A 16233-nucleotide genomic window follows, 5' to 3' on the forward strand; every position below is an offset into this window, starting at 1 on the left:
GGCCGTGGGCTCTCTTCGCATGGGGCCGACAAGGATGGGGGACAGAGTACGCGGCCCTGCGACGGCTCGTACTCCTCGTACGAGAACTGATACGGCAGCGGTGAAACGCCGACTACGAGCCGTCCCGCATGGCGAGATCCCGACGCTCCCGCACCTTTCCCGCGCGCCCCTCCCGCCCCACCGCCCGGACCCGCCGGCGCCCCTCCCCGAGGCCCGCCGGCGCCCCGCCGCCCGGCCCGCCAATGCCCCTCCCCGAGGCACGTCGCTCACCCGTCCCGCCCAGCGCGGCGGAACGTGCGGCGGACCGGCTGCGAGACTGGCCGCATGAACTACCGCGTGCCGCAGCCCGTCCCGCAGGTCATCCTCGACGACATCCGGGGGGCCCAGAAGATGCTGTCCGGCGTCTCCCGGGTGACCGCGATGGAGGGCAGCCGGTACCTCTCCTCGCTGACCGGCTCCCCGGTCCACTTCAAGTGCGAGAACCTCCAGCGCACCGGCTCCTTCAAGCTGCGCGGGGCGTACGTGCGCATCGCGGGCCTGCGCCCCGAGCAGCGGGCCGCCGGGGTCGTCGCCGCCAGCGCCGGCAACCACGCCCAGGGCGTGGCGCTGGCCTCCTCCCTCCTCGGGGTCCGCTCGACCGTGTTCATGCCGGTCGGGGCGCCGCTGCCGAAGGTGGCCGCGACCCAGGACTACGGCGCCGAGGTGCGGATGCACGGGCAGGTCGTGGACGAGACGCTGGCCGCGGCCCAGGACTACGCCGACCGCACGGGCGCGGTGTTCATCCACCCCTTCGACCACCGCGACATCATCGCGGGCCAGGGCACGGTCGGCCTGGAGATCCTGGAACAGTGCCCCGAGGTGCGCACGATCCTGGTCGGCATCGGCGGCGGCGGGCTCGCCGCCGGGGTGGCGGTCGCGGTGAAGGCGCTGCGCCCGGACGTCCGGGTGATCGGAGTCCAGGCGGCGGGTGCGGCCGCGTACCCGCCCTCGCTGAAGGTCGGGCACCCGGTGTCCATCGACAACCCGAACACGATGGCGGACGGCATCAAGGTGGGCCGGCCCGGGGACATCCCCTTCAAAATCATTGGCGAGCTGCTCGACGACGTCCGTACGGTGTCCGAGGACGCGCTCTCCAGCGCCCTGCTGCTCTGTCTGGAGCGGGCGAAGATGGTGGTCGAGCCGGCCGGGTGCAGCCCGGTGGCCGCGCTGCTGAGCGAGCCCGAACTGTACGGGGACGGACCGGTGGTGGCCGTGCTGTCCGGCGGCAACGTCGACCCGCTGCTCCTGCAGCGGATCCTTCGCCACGGCATGGCGGCGGCCGGCCGCTACCTGTCGCTGCGGCTGCGGGTGAGCGACCGGCCGGGGGCGCTGGCCGGTCTGCTGGGCGAGTTGTCAGTGGTGGATGCGAACGTGTTGGACGTGAGCCACGTGCGGACGGACCCGCGCCTGGGGCTCACGGAGGTGGAGGTGGAGCTGCACCTGGAGACGAAGGGGCCGAAGCACTGCGCGGAGGTCGCGCGGGCGCTGCACGGCGCGGGGTACAAGGTCATGAGCTAGCGAGCTCACCCCCCCGGGGGTGACACGCCCCGAACCGGTGGCGATACGCGATATGACGCGATACGGTGTCGCCCGTTCGGCCGAGCGAGGTCGGCTCGGCGCCCATAGGATTCGCGTAGGAATGTCACGATTCAACCGGTTCGATTCGCACTGGGAGCACCCATATGCCAGGCGCCATCTACGCCGAAGGCCTGGTCAAGACCTTCGGCGACGTAAGGGCTCTGGACGGCGTTGACCTCGATGTACCCGAAGGTACGGTCCTCGGTCTGCTCGGCCCCAACGGCGCGGGCAAGACCACGACCGTCCGCGTCCTGACCACCCTCCTCCAGCCCGACAGCGGCAAGGCGGTGGTGGCCGGGATCGACGTCCTCAAACACCCCAACGAAGTCCGGCGCGCGATCGGCCTCTCCGGCCAGTTCGCCGCCGTCGACGAATACCTCACCGGCCGCGAGAACCTCCAAATGGTCGGCCAGCTCTACCAGATGGGCGCCAAGGCGGCCAAGGCCCGGGCCGCCGAACTGCTGGAGCGCTTCAACCTCGGCGACGCCGCGGACCGCACGGCCAAGACGTACTCCGGCGGCATGCGCAGGCGACTCGACCTCGCCGCGGCCCTCGTCGTCAGCCCGCCCGTGATGTTCATGGACGAGCCCACCACCGGCCTCGACCCGCGCAACCGCCAGGCGCTGTGGGCCATCATCCAGGAGCTCGTCGCGGGCGGCACCACCCTGCTGCTCACCACGCAGTACCTGGAGGAGGCCGACCACCTCGCGCACGACATCTGCGTGGTCGACCACGGCAGGGTCATCGCACGCGGCACCTCCGACCAGCTCAAGGCCCAGACCGGCGGCGAGCGCGTCGAGGTCGTCGTGCACGAGCGCGAGCACATAGCCGACGCCCGCGAGGTGCTCGCCGGCTTCGGCAAGGGCGAGACCACCGTCGAGGAGCACACCCGCAAGCTGACCGTGCCGGTCTCCGGCGGCGCCAAGCTGCTCGCCGAGGTCATCCGCGAACTCGACGGACGCGGCATCGAGATCGACGACATCGGCCTGCGCCGTCCCACCCTGGACGACGTGTTCATCTCCCTGACCGGCCACGCGGCGGAGCGAGGCGCCGAGGAGAACGGAGAGGCCCCCGCCGACGCGAAGTCTGCGAAGTCGACGGGGCGCCGCAAGGACCGCAAGGAGGCTGCGAAGTGACCCTCACCTCCACGACCCCGGAGCTGGTGGCGCCCCGCCCCCGCGGCGGCATCGTCCAGGGGATCAACGACTCCCTGGTCATGGCCAAGCGCAACCTGATCCGCATGTCCCGCATCCCCGAGATGGTCATCTTCGGGCTGATCCAGCCGATCATGTTCGTCGTGCTGTTCAGCTACGTCTTCGGCGGCTCGATGATGATCGGCGGCTCGACCAGCGCCAGCGACTACCGGAACTTCCTGATGGCCGGCATCTTCGCGCAGACCGTCACCTTCGCCACCGCCGGCGCCGGCGCGGGCATCGCCGACGACATGCACAAGGGCCTGATCGACCGCTTCCGGTCGCTGCCGATGGCCCGCGGCGCGGTCCTCACCGGCCGCACCCTGGCCGACCTCGTGCAGACCGCCCTGACGATGGTCGTCCTGGCGATCGTCGCGCTCCTCGTGGGCTGGCGCATCCACGAGGGCGTGCCGAAGGCGCTGGCCGGCTTCGTCCTGCTCCTGCTCCTGGGCTACGCCTTCTCGTGGATCGGCGCCCTGATCGGCCTGTCCGTGCGGACTCCGGAGGCGGCCACCTCGGGCGGGCTGATCTGGCTGTTCCCGGTCACGTTCATCTCCAACGCCTTCGTGCCCACGGAGAACATGGCGGGCTGGCTCCAGCCCATCGCGGAGTGGAACCCGTTCAGCGCGACCGTGCAGGCCTGCCGCGAACTGTTCGGCAACCCGGGCGTGTCGCCGTCGGACGCCTGGCCGATGCAGCACCCGGTGTGGGCCTCGCTGCTCTGGTCCGTCGTGATCATCGTGGTGTTCCGCACCCTCGCCGTCCGCAAGTACCGCTCGGCGACGGTGTAGACACCGCGGTCATCCCGCAGATCCCGTAGGCCCCGTTTTCAAGGGCCGCCCCGCAGGAAACACCTCGCCCCGCCGGGCAGCGGCCCGGCGGGGCGAGGTGTGAAAAGAAAGGGGGGTGATCAGCCGGTGAAGGGCTTGACGTCGAGGATCTTGACCGACGCCTGCTTGCCGTTCGGCAGCTCGTACTGGGCGTCCTCGCCGATCTTCTTGCCCATCACGCCGGAGCCCAGCGGGGACTGCGGCGAGTAGGTCTCGAAGTCCGAGGACGCGTACTCGCGCGAGGCCAGCAGGAACTCCATCGTGTCGTCCTCGTCGCCGTCGAAGGCGATCTTGACCAGGGTGCCGGGGGCCACCACGCCGTCCGAGGCGGGGGCCGTCCCGACCTTGGCCTTCTCCAGCAGCTGCGTGAGCTGGCGGATGCGGAGCTCCTGCTTGCCCTGCTCCTCCTTGGCCGCGTGGTAACCGCCGTTCTCACGGAGGTCACCCTCCTCGCGGGCCGCCGCGATCTTGATCGTGATCTCCGACCGTGCGGGACCAGAGAGGTACTCCAGCTCGGCCTTCAGCTGGTCGTACGCCGCCTGGGTCAGCCAGGTGACGCTCTCGCTCGTCTGGGTCACGGGTGCTCCTCGTCGGTACAGGGACTACAAAGCCGCCAGCGGCGGACGAAACCACGAGCCTAACAATTCGGGAAGAAAAGGGGGAGGACGCCAAGTGTGTGAAGTGCGTCGGGTCAGCCCGCGGAACCGGCCACGCTGCAGCCGACCAGCTCGATCATCGTGGCGCGGCCGGTGGTCTTCAGCGTGACCATCCGGTCCACGCGCTTGTGCGGCTCCGCGAAGGTGAAATCGGCGCGGCCCACCTCACCGTGCCCCTCGTCCTGCGAGCTCAGCGTGCACACCCCGGTGTCCGAGGCGCCCTTGCGCACCTCCAGGTGCACGTCGACCGCGGTGTCGGAGACGACCTTGAACTTGATCACCTCGGCGCTCACGCTCTGACCGGCCACGTAGTCCCAGCCGATCCAGCCGACCACGCCCAGCAGCCCGACACCGAGGACCGACCCGATGACCTTGAGCTTGCGGTCCGCACGCTCGTCCGCCGACCGGCCGTAGCGGCCCTCGGGCAGCTCTTCGCGCACCGCGCTCATCGATCGTTCCCTTCGAGGTGGGCGAATACCGGGATCCCGGGGTGACCCCCCGGAATTTTTCCACCCCCCGATTCGGTCACTATAGAAGCGCCCGCCCTGACGACTCAAAGAGGATCCTGTCTTGACCGAGCAGCTTCGACTGATGGCCGTCCACGCCCACCCCGACGACGAGTCGAGCAAGGGCGCGGCCACCATGGCCAAGTACGTGTCCGAGGGGGTGTCCGTGCTGGTGGTGACCTGCACGGGCGGTGAGCGCGGCTCCGTCCTCAACCCCAAGCTCCAGGGCGACAAGTACATCGAGGAACACATCCACGAGGTGCGCGCCAAGGAGATGGACGAGGCGCGCGAGATCCTCGGCGTCGACCAGGAATGGCTGGGATACGTCGATTCCGGTCTCCCCGAGGGCGACCCGCTGCCGCCGCTGCCCGAGGGCTGCTTCGCGCTGGCCGACGTCGACGAGGCGGCCGGCCGCCTGGTGAAGAAGATCCGCGCCTTCCGGCCGCAGGCCGTCACCACGTACGACGAGAACGGGGGCTACCCGCACCCCGACCACATCATGACCCACAAGATCACGATGGTGGCCTTCGATCACGCCGCCGACACCGAGAAGTACCCCGAGGCGGAGTTCGGCCCGGCGTACCAGCCGCAGAAGCTCTACTACAACCAGGGCTTCAACAAGCCGCGCACCGTCGCCCTCCACGAGGCGCTCCTCGCCCGCGGCCTGGAATCCCCGTACGGGGAGTGGCTGCAGCGGTGGAAGGAGTTCGAGCGCACGGAGCGGACCCTGACCACCCACGTGCCCTGCGCCGACTTCTTCGAGATCCGTGACAAGGCGCTCATCGCGCACGCCACCCAGATCGACCCCGACGGCGGCTGGTTCCGCGTTCCGATGGAGATCCAGAAGGAGGTCTGGCCGACGGAGGAGTACGAGCTCGCGAAGTCCCTCGTGGACACTTCCCTCCCCGAGTCCGACCTCTTCGCGGGCATCCGGGAGAATGCGTAGCTATGAGCGCTACGCACGAAGCAATCGTCCAGCTCCTTCCGCTGGCCGGCGACACCTTCGACAAGAACAAGGTGACCCCGGGCCTCCTCGGATTCGTCGTGTTCGCGGCCCTCGCCCTCGGGGTGTGGGGCCTGATGAAGTCGATGAGCCGCCACATGGGCCGCGTCGACTTCAAGGAAGCCCCCGAGCCCGCCCCCACGGAGGGCACGCGCGCCCCGTAAGGGGCCCCCGTCCACGTGTGGTGACCGCCGCCCCGCCGTTCACGGCCGGGGCGGCGGCTTCCCGCGCGCCCTACGCGGAGGGCAGCGCCACCGGGACGCCCATGATCTCCCGCGAGTGCAGGTTCGGTACGAGCGACAGCCGCCACGCCTGCCAGCCCTCCGCCGGGTCCACCCCGCGCCCCAGGATCACCGTGTAGGACTCCAGACAGTCCTCCAGCCGCCCGTCCCGCATCGGGTGCGGGGCCGCCGCCAGCCGCGCCAGCTCCGTCCGCGCCTCGTCCGGGGCCGCCGGGAGCGCGTACGGCAGGAGCGTGCAGCGCAGGAAGCGCGCCCAGTCCTCCCCGCGCCGGTCCCCGTAGGAGATGAACAGCCGTACCGCCTCCTCGCACAGGTCCAGCGCCTGCGCGGTCCGCCCGTTGCCCGCGTCCACCACCGCCAGCTCCAGACAGGTCCAGGCCTCCCCGTGGGCCAGCCCGATCCGGCGGAAGTCCGCCCGCGCGTCCACCAGGAGCTGGCGGGCGAACCCGGAGTTCTTCAGGTTCCCCGTCTGGGCCGCCCGCTGGTCGCGCGTGACCCGGCCCGAATGGTGGCGGGCGTGCGCCAGCCCGTACACGTCCCGCATGCGGGAGAACATCGTGCGGGCCCGCTCCAGCTCCCGCACCGCCCGGTCCCGCTCCCCGGCCTCCTCCAGCGCCTGCCCCAGGTAGTACAGCGTCCACGCCTCGCCGCGCGCGTCCTCCGCCTCCCGGTGCCGGGCCAGCGCGTCCCGCAGCCGGTCCAGGGCCGGCCCCGGATCCCCGTCGACCACCCGGGCCCGGCCCAGCTGGGTCAGCGCCCAGGCCTGGCCGCGGTCGTCCCGCGTGCGCCCGTACAGCTCCAGCGCCAGGCGCAGCTCCGCCTCCGCGCGCGGCACCTCGCCCAGGCGCAGGTACACCTGGCCGAGCTGCAGGTGCGCCCAGGCCTCGCCGTGCACGCTCTCGCTCTCCCGGTGCAGGACCAGCGACTCGCGCAGCAGCCGCAGCGCCTCCGCGAGGTGCGCGCGGTCGCGCTCCACCGCGCCGAGCGCGTGCAGGCCCCACGCCCGGTCGCCCGCCAGCTCGTCCGCGGCCTGGAGCACCAGCGCCTCGCGGATGCGGGCCGAGGCCTCGGGGAGGTTCCCCTGGTGGTGCAGGGTGATGCCCAGCGAGACCAGGGCCATGCCCGCGCCCGCCTCCTGCCGGGCCTCCTTGTACTGGTCGACCAGCGAGGTCAGGGTGGTGCGGGACTTGTCCAGCTCGCCCAGCTGGCGGGCCGCGATGCCCGTACGCCACTGCACCGAGCGGACCAGCAGCCCCTGGTCGACGGCCTGGGAGAGCTCGTTGATCTCGCCGAGCCGGTACAGGTCACCGCGCAGCAGGCAGAAGTCGCAGAGCGCGCCCAGCAGGTCCAGTACGGCCTGCTGGTCCACGCCCTCCGAGTGCCGCAGCGCCGCCGTGATGAAGCTCGACTCGTCGTCCAGCCAGCGCAGGGCCGCGTCCAGGGAGACGAAGCCGTGGCCGCCGACCGTGCTCGCCTTGGACAGGGCGTTCGCCCGCGTGGACATCTTCCCGTCGACCATCCGGATCACCGAGTCCGCGAGCTGCGCGTACGTACGGATCAGCCGCTCGTGCGCCGCCGAGGCACCGGCCCGGTCCTCGTCCTGCGCCAGCCGCGCCGCCGCGTACGCGCGCACCGCGTCGTGCATCCGGAACCGGTCCCCGCGTACGTGGTCCAGCAGCCCCGCCCGCGCCAGCTCGCGCAGCAGCCGCCCGGCCTCCGCCTGGTCCGCGTCGATCAGCGCCGCCGCGGCCGCCGCCCCGAGCGAGGCCCGGCCGGCCAGCGTCAGCCGGCGCAGCAGCCGGCGCCGCTCCTCGGGCAGGGCCGCGTAGGCCAGGTCCAGGGCGGCGTCCAGGGAGCCGCCGGGCTCCGGGGACTCCCCGACTTCCCCGACCTGCCCGGGCTCCCCGGCCTCCCCGAGGGGAGCCAGCACGCGCAGCGCCAGCGGCAGGCCGGCGCCGAGCGCGAGCAGTGCCCGTACGGTCTCCTCCGGGTACGGGGCCGCGGGCGCGGCCGCGCCGACGGGCGGCTCCGCGGCTCCGGCTCCGGCCGCGGGCCCGCCGGCTCCGGTGCCCCCGGTTCCGGTGCCTCCGGCTCCCGTCCCGGCGGCTCCCGGCCTTCCCGCTCCCGTCCCCGCGCCCACCGTCCCGGCGGCCACCGTCCCCGCCGGGTCCGCGCCCGCCGCCCGGACCAGCTCCGCGCCGGCCTCCTCCGCCAGCCGGGTCACCGGCATCTGGTACACCCAGGCCGCCAGCTCGGCGGGCAGCTCCAGCGGCTCCCGGGCCGTGACCAGGACCAGGCTCTCGGAGCGCTCGGGCACGAGCATCCGTACCTGCGCGGCGTCCACGGCGTCGTCCAGCACCACCGCAACCGGGGTGCCCTGCACATGCTGGAGGTACAACTCGCCCAGCCTGCGCACCTGTTGCTCAGCCGACGACCCCTCGCGGAACAGCAGCTGCTCCCGGGGCGCGCCGAGCCGGTTCATCAAGTGCAGCAGCGCCTCACGGGTCGGCAGCGGGCTCTCGGAGGCGCCGCCGCCGCGCAGGTCCACCACGCAGGCACCCCTGAACTGGTCCCGCAGCCCCTGCGCGGCATGCAGCGCCAGCGTGGTGCGGCCCACTCCGGGCTCCCCGTGCAGCACCACGACCACCGGACGGGTCTCGGTGCTCGCCCGGGCGCTGTGCACCCATTGGGCGATCCGGGTCAGCTCGGTCCGACGGCCGACGAACGCACCCTCAAGTGCCGGGAGTTGCCCGAAGGACTGCTCCAGCACGGCCCGCCGGCGGGCCTCGGCGCTGCGATTGGCGCCGCGCAGCTGGAGGGCGGAACCCGCGCTGCCGGTCCCGTTCACCTTGTGCGGGGCGTGCTGCGCCGCGGCCGCCACCTTGCGCTGCTGCTCCAGGAAAGGGCGTATCCCGCGCACCTCCAGCGCCGACAGCCACTGCAGCTTGAGCTGCTCCGCGCCACCCGGACGGCCGAACTCCCCGGCGCGCCGGTTCGCCGCGGGCAGGTGCAGGGCGGTCACCTTGACCACGGTCGCCGTCGCCCCGGCCACGCCCACGATCGCGCCGGTCGTCAGCGCCGTGCCGACCGCCACGCTGAAAGCCAGGTCGGCCACGACCGCGGCAGCGGCCGCGACCCCCGTCACCAGCAGCGCCGTCGAGGTGTTCGCGCGCCGGAAGGCCTCGCCGAGCGACTCGTCCCCGGCCGCCGCCTCGTCCAGGGCGCGCGTGTACGCCTCGTACTCGGCAGCGGCGCTCGCCGCGAGCGCGTCCAGCGCCTGCCCGCCGCGCGCCAGCAGCGCCGCCTTGGCCTCAGGAGTTCCGGCCGCTCCGCCCGCTCCCCGCCGGGACTCCTCCTCCACGGCCCGCCCCAGCAGCCGCTCGGCCTCACCGCGATGACTGTCCCGCATCGGCATCCCCCTCAGAGAGCTCCGGAACCGTGCCACAAGTGTCCGTCGGGACGGTCGCGAGCGCGAGGGAATCTGAGCTAGTTCAGAGGGAGTTGAAACGCAACCGGTCGCTCGGGGGCTGTCGATGAGCAGACCCCGGGTGCTTCCGGGCCCGTCAGTTTCCGTACTCGCGGAGCAAGGTGATCATGTTCCGGATCTTCCGGACCGCGTCTTGTGGCAGCGGGTCGGGATTGAAGTGCATGAGGTCGTTCCTGATCTCTCGGAGATCGTTGACCCGGATCAGGAACACCTTCCTGTCGAGGGGCCAGCCCAGCGCCTCCCACGCGTCCTTGTTTCCCAAGACCTGCTGGTAGTCCCCGATGGAGAGGTCGTCGAAGGCCTCGATCTTCCGCTTGCCCTGCGGGTCGCACAGCGAGGCTGCGTACGTGATGTCGAAATTGGCGACCAGTATCCGCCGCAGCAGCTGGTCGAATTCACCGATGAGGAAGAAGGGCGTGGCCATTTCGCCATAGGTGGCCGCCACGTCGGTGGCCGTGACGATCCCGGCGACGTTGTTCTTCTCGTCCCGCACCCTTCGTCGGGGAGGGGAGCGGCAGTGACGAAGGCGCCCTCGGCGGGAGGCTCCTCATCCAGGGCCGGGGTGGTGGTGACGAGCTGTACTTCGTCGTCGAGGGAGACGGCATCGAAGTCCGGCGAGGTGGAAAGGCTGTGGTTGGCGAGATCGGCGTGAATCTGCCGCATGATCAGACCGCCGCGTCCCTTGGCGCCCCACCAGTCGATCAGCTGCCGTACCGAGAGGGCCGTGGGTTTGCCGAGTTGTGCCGCGTTCCGCGCCTGCTTCAGCCTTTCGTGGCGTTCCACGGAGAGGGCGGTCTCCTCGGTCACCTCCGCCGCCTCGGCCGCGTCGTCCAGCAACTGTTGGCGGAGCATGGACAGTAGGGAGCCTCCGGTCACCGTCCATGCTTCCCAGCCGTCGAAGGACCCCGTGCCGACCGCGGCGCTGGCCGCGGCCGACGGCGATTTGAAGCGTCTGCCGTCCAGCAGCTCGATCCGGTGGTCCGATGCGATGCGGGCCGTATGCGTCTCCCCGACCCGAGGGCGGTCGAAGGTCAGCGTCTCGCCCTCTTTGAGGAGCCCGGCCTCGATGAGATGGGAAAGGGTGACGCGGCGGCCGTCCAGAAGATGGGAAGTCCGCGGCTGACCGTTGTCGCTCATCTTTGTGGTCCCTCCCCAGGGTGTGAACAGGTGCTGTCGCATCCTCCACCGCTCGGGCGGAACTGTCGCCGGCTTCAGGGAAATGCCGCGGGTTGGGGCGTGAGGTTTTGGGGCGGACTCTTGCTCGTGCGGCAGGATGGGCCCATGTCGAACCGCCTCGCGAACGAGACCTCGCCGTATCTGCTCCAGCACGCCGACAACCCCGTCGACTGGTGGCCCTGGTCCCCGGAAGCCTTCGAGGCGGCGCGGGAACGCGGCGTACCCGTTCTGCTAAGCGTTGGGTATAGCTCTTGTCATTGGTGTCATGTCATGGCCAACGAATCCTTCGAGGACGAGCTGACGGCGGTCTATCTCAACGAACACTTCGTCAACGTCAAGGTCGACCGCGAAGAGCGTCCCGACATCGACGCCGTCTACATGGAGGCCGTGCAGGCCGCCACCGGGCAGGGCGGGTGGCCCATGACCGTGTTCCTCACGCCCGACGCCGAGCCCTTCTACTTCGGGACCTACTTCCCGCCCGAGCCCCGGCACGGGATGCCCTCCTTCATGCAGGTGCTCGAAGGCGTGCGCACCGCGTGGGTCGGGCGGCCCGACGAGGTGGCGGAGGTCGCGCAGCGGATCGTGCGGGACCTCTCGGGGCGGCAGCTCGACTACGGGAAGGCCGGCACCCCCGGGCCCGAGGAGCTCGCGCAGGCGCTGCTCGGGCTGGTGCGGGAGTACGACTCCACGCGCGGGGGGTTCGGCGGGGCGCCGAAGTTCCCGCCGTCCATGGTGCTGGAGTTCCTGCTGCGCCACCACGCCCGGACCGGGTCCGAGGGGGCGCTGGAGATGGCGGCCAATACGTGCGAGGCCATGGCGCGGGGCGGGATCTACGACCAGCTCGGGGGCGGGTTCGCGCGGTACTCCGTGGACCGGGAGTGGGTAGTGCCGCACTTCGAGAAGATGCTCTACGACAATGCGCTGCTCTGCCGGGTCTACGCCCATCTCTGGCGCACCACCGGCGACGATCTCGCGCGCCGGGTCGCCCTGGAGACAGCCGACTTCATGGTCCGTGAACTACGCACCCACGAGGGCGGCTTCGCCTCCGCGCTGGACGCCGACAGTGCGGACCCGGAGACCGGCAAGCACGTGGAGGGGGCCTACTACGCCTGGACTCCGGCCCAGTTGCGGGAGGTGCTGGGGGAGGAGGACGGGGATCTGGCCGCCGCCTGTTTCGGCGTGACGGAGGAGGGGACCTTCGAGCACGGGATGTCCGTGCTCCAACTGCCCGCGCAGGGGCCGGACATCGGTGACGAGCGGCTCGCCGGCATCAAGGAGCGGCTGCTCGCCGCGCGGCAGGCGCGACCCGCGCCCGGCCGGGACGACAAGATCGTCGCCGCCTGGAACGGGCTGGCCATCGCGGCCCTCGCCGAGTGCGGGGCCTTCTTCGACCGGCCCGACCTGGTCGAGCGGGCCACCGAGGCGGCCGATCTGCTCGTGCGGGTGCACATGGACGGCAGGGCGCGGCTCGCGCGGACCAGCAAGGACGGGCACGTCGGGGTCAACGCCGGGGTGCTGGAGGACTACGGGGACGTCGCCGAGGGGTTCCTGGCGTTGGGGGCCGTCACCGGTGAAGGGGTCTGGCTGGAGTTCGCCGGGTTCCTCGTCGACCTGGTCCTGGCCGGGTTCACCGCCGAGGACGGGTCGCTGTACGACACCGCGCACGACGCGGAGCGGCTGATCAGGCGGCCGCAGGACCCGACCGACACCGCGGCCCCCTCCGGCTGGACCGCCGCGGCCGGCGCCCTGCTCTCGTACGCCGCGCACACCGGTTCGCAGGCGCACCGTACGGCGGCCGAGCGGGCGCTCGGGGTGGTGCACGCGCTCGGGCCGCGCGCTCCGCGCTTCATCGGGCACGGGCTGGCGGTCGCCGAGGCGCTGCTCGACGGGCCGCGCGAGGTCGCCGTGGTCGGCCATCCGGAGGACCCGGCGCGGGCGGAGCTGCACCGGGTGGCGCTGCTGGGGACGGCTCCCGGGGCGGTCGTGGCGACGGGTCTGCCGGCGGCGGCGGACGGCAGTGGCGGGGAGTTCCCCCTTCTGGCCGAGCGCACGCTCATGCACGACCTCCCGACGGCGTACGTCTGTCGACATTTCGTCTGCGCGCGGCCTACGACCGATCCGGTCGAGCTGGCGGAGCAGTTGGGGACGGTTCGTCCCTGAAAGCGGTGGAGTAGCGTCAATTCCGGTTGCCTGAAGGTCACTTGGGCAACGCGGTTTTTATCTGGAAAGCGCCTGCGCGTCATGTTCGGTGCCTAGTCTCGTGACTTCGGAGTCACCGATCGGTCACTGACAGCGCCCTCGGGCGCCAGGGGAGCGCGCACCGGGGGTTGCGCACGCGGGGGGAATCGGGGACGGGACGAGGGCGGCGGGCTGGGGAGCCTGCCGCGCGCCCGTCCCCGGGGGGTTCGGGGAATCGCCGCTCGGGGTTGCGGCATGTCTGTGGGGGACGCTTTGTTCATATCCGTGTTCATTTGTGTGGTCTCGCTCGCGCTCTTCTGGATGGCGGCGTTCACGCTCTGGTGGCAGATGCACGCGTGGCGGACGCCCGAGACGCTCGCCTCGACCCGTTTCGACCGCCCCGACGGCGGCGGCCGGCTGGCCTTCTCCCTGCTGCTGCCCGCCCGCCACGAGCAGGCGGTCCTGGAGCACACCATCGAGCGGCTCCTGGAGTCGAGCCACCGCGACTACGAGATCATCGTGATCGTCGGCCACGACGACCCCGGGACCGCGGAGGTGGCCGAACGGGCCGCCGCCCGTGCGCCCGGTCTCGTACGCGTCATCACCGACCACCACGAGGTCAAGAACAAGCCGAAGGCCCTCAACACCGCCCTCCCGCACTGCCGGGGCGACATCGTCGGGGTCTTCGACGCCGAGGACCAGGTCCATCCCGAGCTGCTGTCCCACGTGGACCACGCCTTCCGCGCCACCGGCGCCGACGTGGTCCAGGGCGGGGTCCAGCTCATCAACTTCCACTCCAGCTGGTACAGCCTGCGCAACTGCCTGGAGTACTTCTTCTGGTTCCGCTCCCGGCTGCACCTGCACGCCGAGAAGGGCTTCATCCCGCTCGGCGGCAACACCGTCTTCGTGCGCACCGAAGTCCTGCGCGAGGCCGGCGGCTGGGACCCGAACTGCCTCGCCGAGGACTGCGACCTGGGCGTACGGCTGTCCTCCGTCGGCAAGAAGGTGGTCGTCGCCTACGACTCCGACATGGTGACCCGCGAGGAGACGCCGGGGTCGCTGGTCAGCCTGCTCAAGCAGCGCACCCGCTGGAACCAGGGCTTCCTGCAGGTCTACCGCAAGAAGGACTGGCAGCAGTTGCCCGGCCGCGGTCAGCGCTGGCTGGCCCGCTACACGCTGATGACGCCGTTCATGCAGGCCACGTCCGGGGTCGTCATCCCGGTGAACTTCGCCGTGGCCGTCTTCCTCGACGTGCCCGTCGGCGTCGCGATCGTGACCTTCCTGCCGATGATCACCGCGATGGTGACCTTCGTCTTCGAGGTGGTCGGCCTGCACGACTTCGGCCGCCAGTACGGGCTGCGGGTGCGCTTCCCGCACTACGTCAAGCTCGTGGTCGGCGGCCCGTTCTACCAGGTGATGCTGGCCGGCGCCGCGATCCGCGCGGTCTGGCGCGAGCAGCGCGGACGCAACGAGTGGGAGCTCACCAGTCACACCGGAGCCCACCTCGCGTCCGCGTCCGCGTCCGGTGAAGCGGGCACACCCGTCGTCCGCAGCAGCGCCGGCGCCCCGAGCACCCTCACCCGAGAGGACAGCCCCCAGTGACCACCACCCTGCCCACGGCCACTGATCCCCAGCCCGGTGCTGCCACCACCGACGCCACCGCGACCGACACCAGCACCACCGACACCGCCACCACCACCGACGCCACCACCGCGACCGCTGTCGTCCCGCGCCAGCGGACCGGCGGACTCGGGGTCCGCCCGCCCGCGCCGGCCCGGCCGCTCGTCCGGTTCCGCTCCTCGCGCCCCGACCTGCTGCTCTGCGGGGTGCTGCTGCTCGTGATCCTCCTCGTGCAGGGCTGGAACATCACCAACTTCCCGACCCTCAGCGACGACGAGGGCACGTACCTCGCGCAGGCCTGGGCCGTCCAGGAGGGCCGGGGGCTGGCCCACTACACCTACTGGTACGACCACCCCCCGCTCGGCTGGATCCAGATCGCGGGCCTGACCTACCTGCCGTCCCTGTTCGCACCCGAGTCGATGACCGTCGCGCCGATGCGGTTCTCGATGCTGGCCGTGTCCGCCGCCAGCTCGGTCCTGCTGTACGTGCTCGCGCGCCGGCTGTGGCTGCCGCGCTGGGCGGCCGGTCTCGCCATGGGCCTGTTCGGGCTCTCCCCGCTCTCCGTCGTGCTACAGCGGGAGATCTTCCTCGACAACATCGCCGTGATGTGGATGCTGCTGGCCTTCTGCCTCGCCGCGTCCCCCAGCCGCCACCTGTGGCACCACTTCGCCTCCGGCCTGGCGGCCGCCACCGCCGTGCTGACCAAGGAGACGATGCTGGTGGTGCTTCCGGCGCTGCTGGTGACCATGTGGCGACACAGCCACCGGGACACCCGCAAGTTCGCCGTCACCGGGGCCGTCACCGCCTGCGTGCTCATCGGGGTGACGTATCCGCTGTACGCGCTGCTCAACGCCGAGCTGCTGCCCGGCTCCGGCCACGTCTCGCTCATCGGCGGGATCGTCTACCAGATGGGCCGGGCCGGCTCCGGCTTCATCCTCGACCCCGGCTCCGGCTCGCACGGGGTCTTCGAGTCCTGGCTGTACTACGACACCGTGCTGCCGCTCGGCGGACTGGCCGGCGCGGTCCTGCTCCTCGTCACCATCCGCTGGTCGGTCACGGCCCGGGCGCTCGCCGGCCCGGCGCTGGCCGTGGTCATCCTGGGCCTCGTCGCGCTGCGTCCCTCCGGCTACCTCCCGGCGATGTACGTGATCCAGGCGCTGCCGTTCCTGGCGCTGGTCCTCGCCGGGGGCGCGGCCAGCGTCACCCACGCCGTGCTGCGCCGTCGCCGGGCGCCGGGGGAGCGGCGCGTCCTGGCCTACGGGCGGTGGGCGCTGGTCGGCGTCCTGGCCGCCGCGGCCGCCGTGTACCTCGTCCCGCGCTGGTACGACGGCAACCGCACGGCGCTCACGGTCGACGCGAACGCCCCGTACCGGCAGGCCGCGGCCTGGCTCGGACGCGAGGTGAGCGAGCCCGCCACGACCCGGGTCCTGGTCGACGACGCGCTGTGGCTGGACGCCGTCCACCACGGGTTCGACCCGGGGCTCGGCGCCATCTGGTTCTACAAGGCCGACCTGGACCCGGCGGTCACCAAGACCCTGCCGGGCGGCTGGCGGGACATCGACTACGTGGTCTCCTCGCCCACCGTCCGGCGCGACGCGGCGCAACTGCCCAATGTGAAGGCCGCCTTGGAGCATTCGACGACGGTCGCCGTCTTCGGGACGGGCGAGGACCGCATCGAGATCCGGCGCACCGACCCCACGGCCCGCACCGTCAACGGGAGTTGAT

At 71.6% G+C, this 16233-nt stretch carries 12 protein-coding genes and 1 pseudogene; 8 read left to right on the forward strand and 5 right to left on the reverse strand.

Annotated features, from left to right (window positions below):
* The first annotated feature begins 324 nt into the window (after window positions 1-324).
* The 3 genes from ilvA to AC6CKD_RS02245 all read left to right on the forward strand — a co-directional run bounded on the left by ilvA (window position 325) and on the right by AC6CKD_RS02245 (window position 3601).
* On the forward strand, window positions 325-1557 hold the full coding sequence (gene ilvA / locus AC6CKD_RS02235) for a threonine ammonia-lyase (RefSeq protein WP_498324752.1): 1233 nt from the start codon (window positions 325-327) through the stop codon (window positions 1555-1557).
* Between the two features lie 164 nt (window positions 1558-1721).
* Window positions 1722-2753, forward strand: a complete 1032-nt coding sequence (locus AC6CKD_RS02240; protein WP_498324754.1) for an ATP-binding cassette domain-containing protein — start codon at window positions 1722-1724, stop codon at window positions 2751-2753.
* The gene (locus AC6CKD_RS02245; RefSeq protein WP_498324756.1) at window positions 2750-3601 is read left to right on the forward strand and encodes an ABC transporter permease; all 852 of its coding nucleotides are present in this window, start codon (window positions 2750-2752) and stop codon (window positions 3599-3601) included. Before AC6CKD_RS02240 ends, AC6CKD_RS02245 begins: the two co-directional genes overlap by 4 nt.
* 119 nt (window positions 3602-3720) lie before the next feature.
* Here the strand turns inward: AC6CKD_RS02245 and greA are convergent, their stop codons facing one another.
* Both greA and AC6CKD_RS02255 read right to left on the reverse strand, forming a co-directional pair.
* A complete protein-coding gene (greA, locus tag AC6CKD_RS02250; RefSeq protein WP_478688955.1) occupies window positions 3721-4218 on the reverse strand; it encodes a transcription elongation factor GreA in 498 nt (165 codons plus the stop codon).
* 113 nt (window positions 4219-4331) lie between these two features.
* On the reverse strand, window positions 4332-4745 hold the full coding sequence (locus AC6CKD_RS02255) for a DUF4307 domain-containing protein (protein ID WP_498324758.1): 414 nt from the start codon (window positions 4743-4745) through the stop codon (window positions 4332-4334).
* Window positions 4746-4866: 121 nt separating this feature from the next.
* On the opposite strand from AC6CKD_RS02255, the gene mca reads away from it, so the two are divergent.
* Both mca and AC6CKD_RS02265 read left to right on the forward strand, forming a co-directional pair.
* Complete coding sequence (gene mca / locus AC6CKD_RS02260) at window positions 4867-5748, forward strand: mycothiol conjugate amidase Mca (protein WP_498324760.1); 882 nt, start codon at window positions 4867-4869, stop codon at window positions 5746-5748.
* A 2-nt stretch (window positions 5749-5750) separates the two neighbouring features.
* On the forward strand, window positions 5751-5969 hold the full coding sequence (locus AC6CKD_RS02265; RefSeq protein WP_382977232.1) for a hypothetical protein: 219 nt from the start codon (window positions 5751-5753) through the stop codon (window positions 5967-5969).
* 70 nt (window positions 5970-6039) lie between these two features.
* Here the strand turns inward: AC6CKD_RS02265 and AC6CKD_RS02270 are convergent, their stop codons facing one another.
* The 3 genes and pseudogenes from AC6CKD_RS02270 to AC6CKD_RS02280 all read right to left on the reverse strand — a co-directional run.
* Window positions 6040-9456: a tetratricopeptide repeat protein gene (locus tag AC6CKD_RS02270; RefSeq protein ID WP_498324762.1), complete on the reverse strand. Its 3417-nt coding sequence runs from the start codon at window positions 9454-9456 to the stop codon at window positions 6040-6042.
* A gap of 154 nt (window positions 9457-9610) precedes the next feature.
* Window positions 9611-10027 carry a hypothetical protein gene (locus tag AC6CKD_RS02275; protein WP_498325452.1) on the reverse strand — a complete coding sequence of 139 codons (417 nt, stop codon included), beginning with the start codon at window positions 10025-10027 and terminating at the stop codon, window positions 9611-9613.
* A 389-nt stretch (window positions 10028-10416) separates the two neighbouring features.
* Window positions 10417-10713, reverse strand: a pseudogene (locus AC6CKD_RS02280) (restriction system modified-DNA reader domain-containing protein); the annotation flags it as partial.
* A gap of 102 nt (window positions 10714-10815) precedes the next feature.
* Between AC6CKD_RS02280 and AC6CKD_RS02285 the strand changes: the two are divergent.
* From AC6CKD_RS02285 to AC6CKD_RS02295, 3 genes are all read left to right on the forward strand, one after another.
* Window positions 10816-12870 carry a thioredoxin domain-containing protein gene (locus AC6CKD_RS02285; RefSeq protein ID WP_498324764.1) on the forward strand — a complete coding sequence of 685 codons (2055 nt, stop codon included), beginning with the start codon at window positions 10816-10818 and terminating at the stop codon, window positions 12868-12870.
* 291 nt (window positions 12871-13161) lie between these two features.
* A complete protein-coding gene (locus AC6CKD_RS02290; protein WP_498324766.1) occupies window positions 13162-14490 on the forward strand; it encodes a glycosyltransferase in 1329 nt (442 codons plus the stop codon).
* Window positions 14487-16232 (forward strand): ArnT family glycosyltransferase, encoded by a 1746-nt coding sequence (locus AC6CKD_RS02295; protein WP_498324768.1) that lies wholly within the window; start codon window positions 14487-14489, stop codon window positions 16230-16232. Before AC6CKD_RS02290 ends, AC6CKD_RS02295 begins: the two co-directional genes overlap by 4 nt.
* Window position 16233 lies beyond the last annotated feature (1 nt).

Source organism: Streptomyces sp. GQ60, assembly GCF_059758875.1.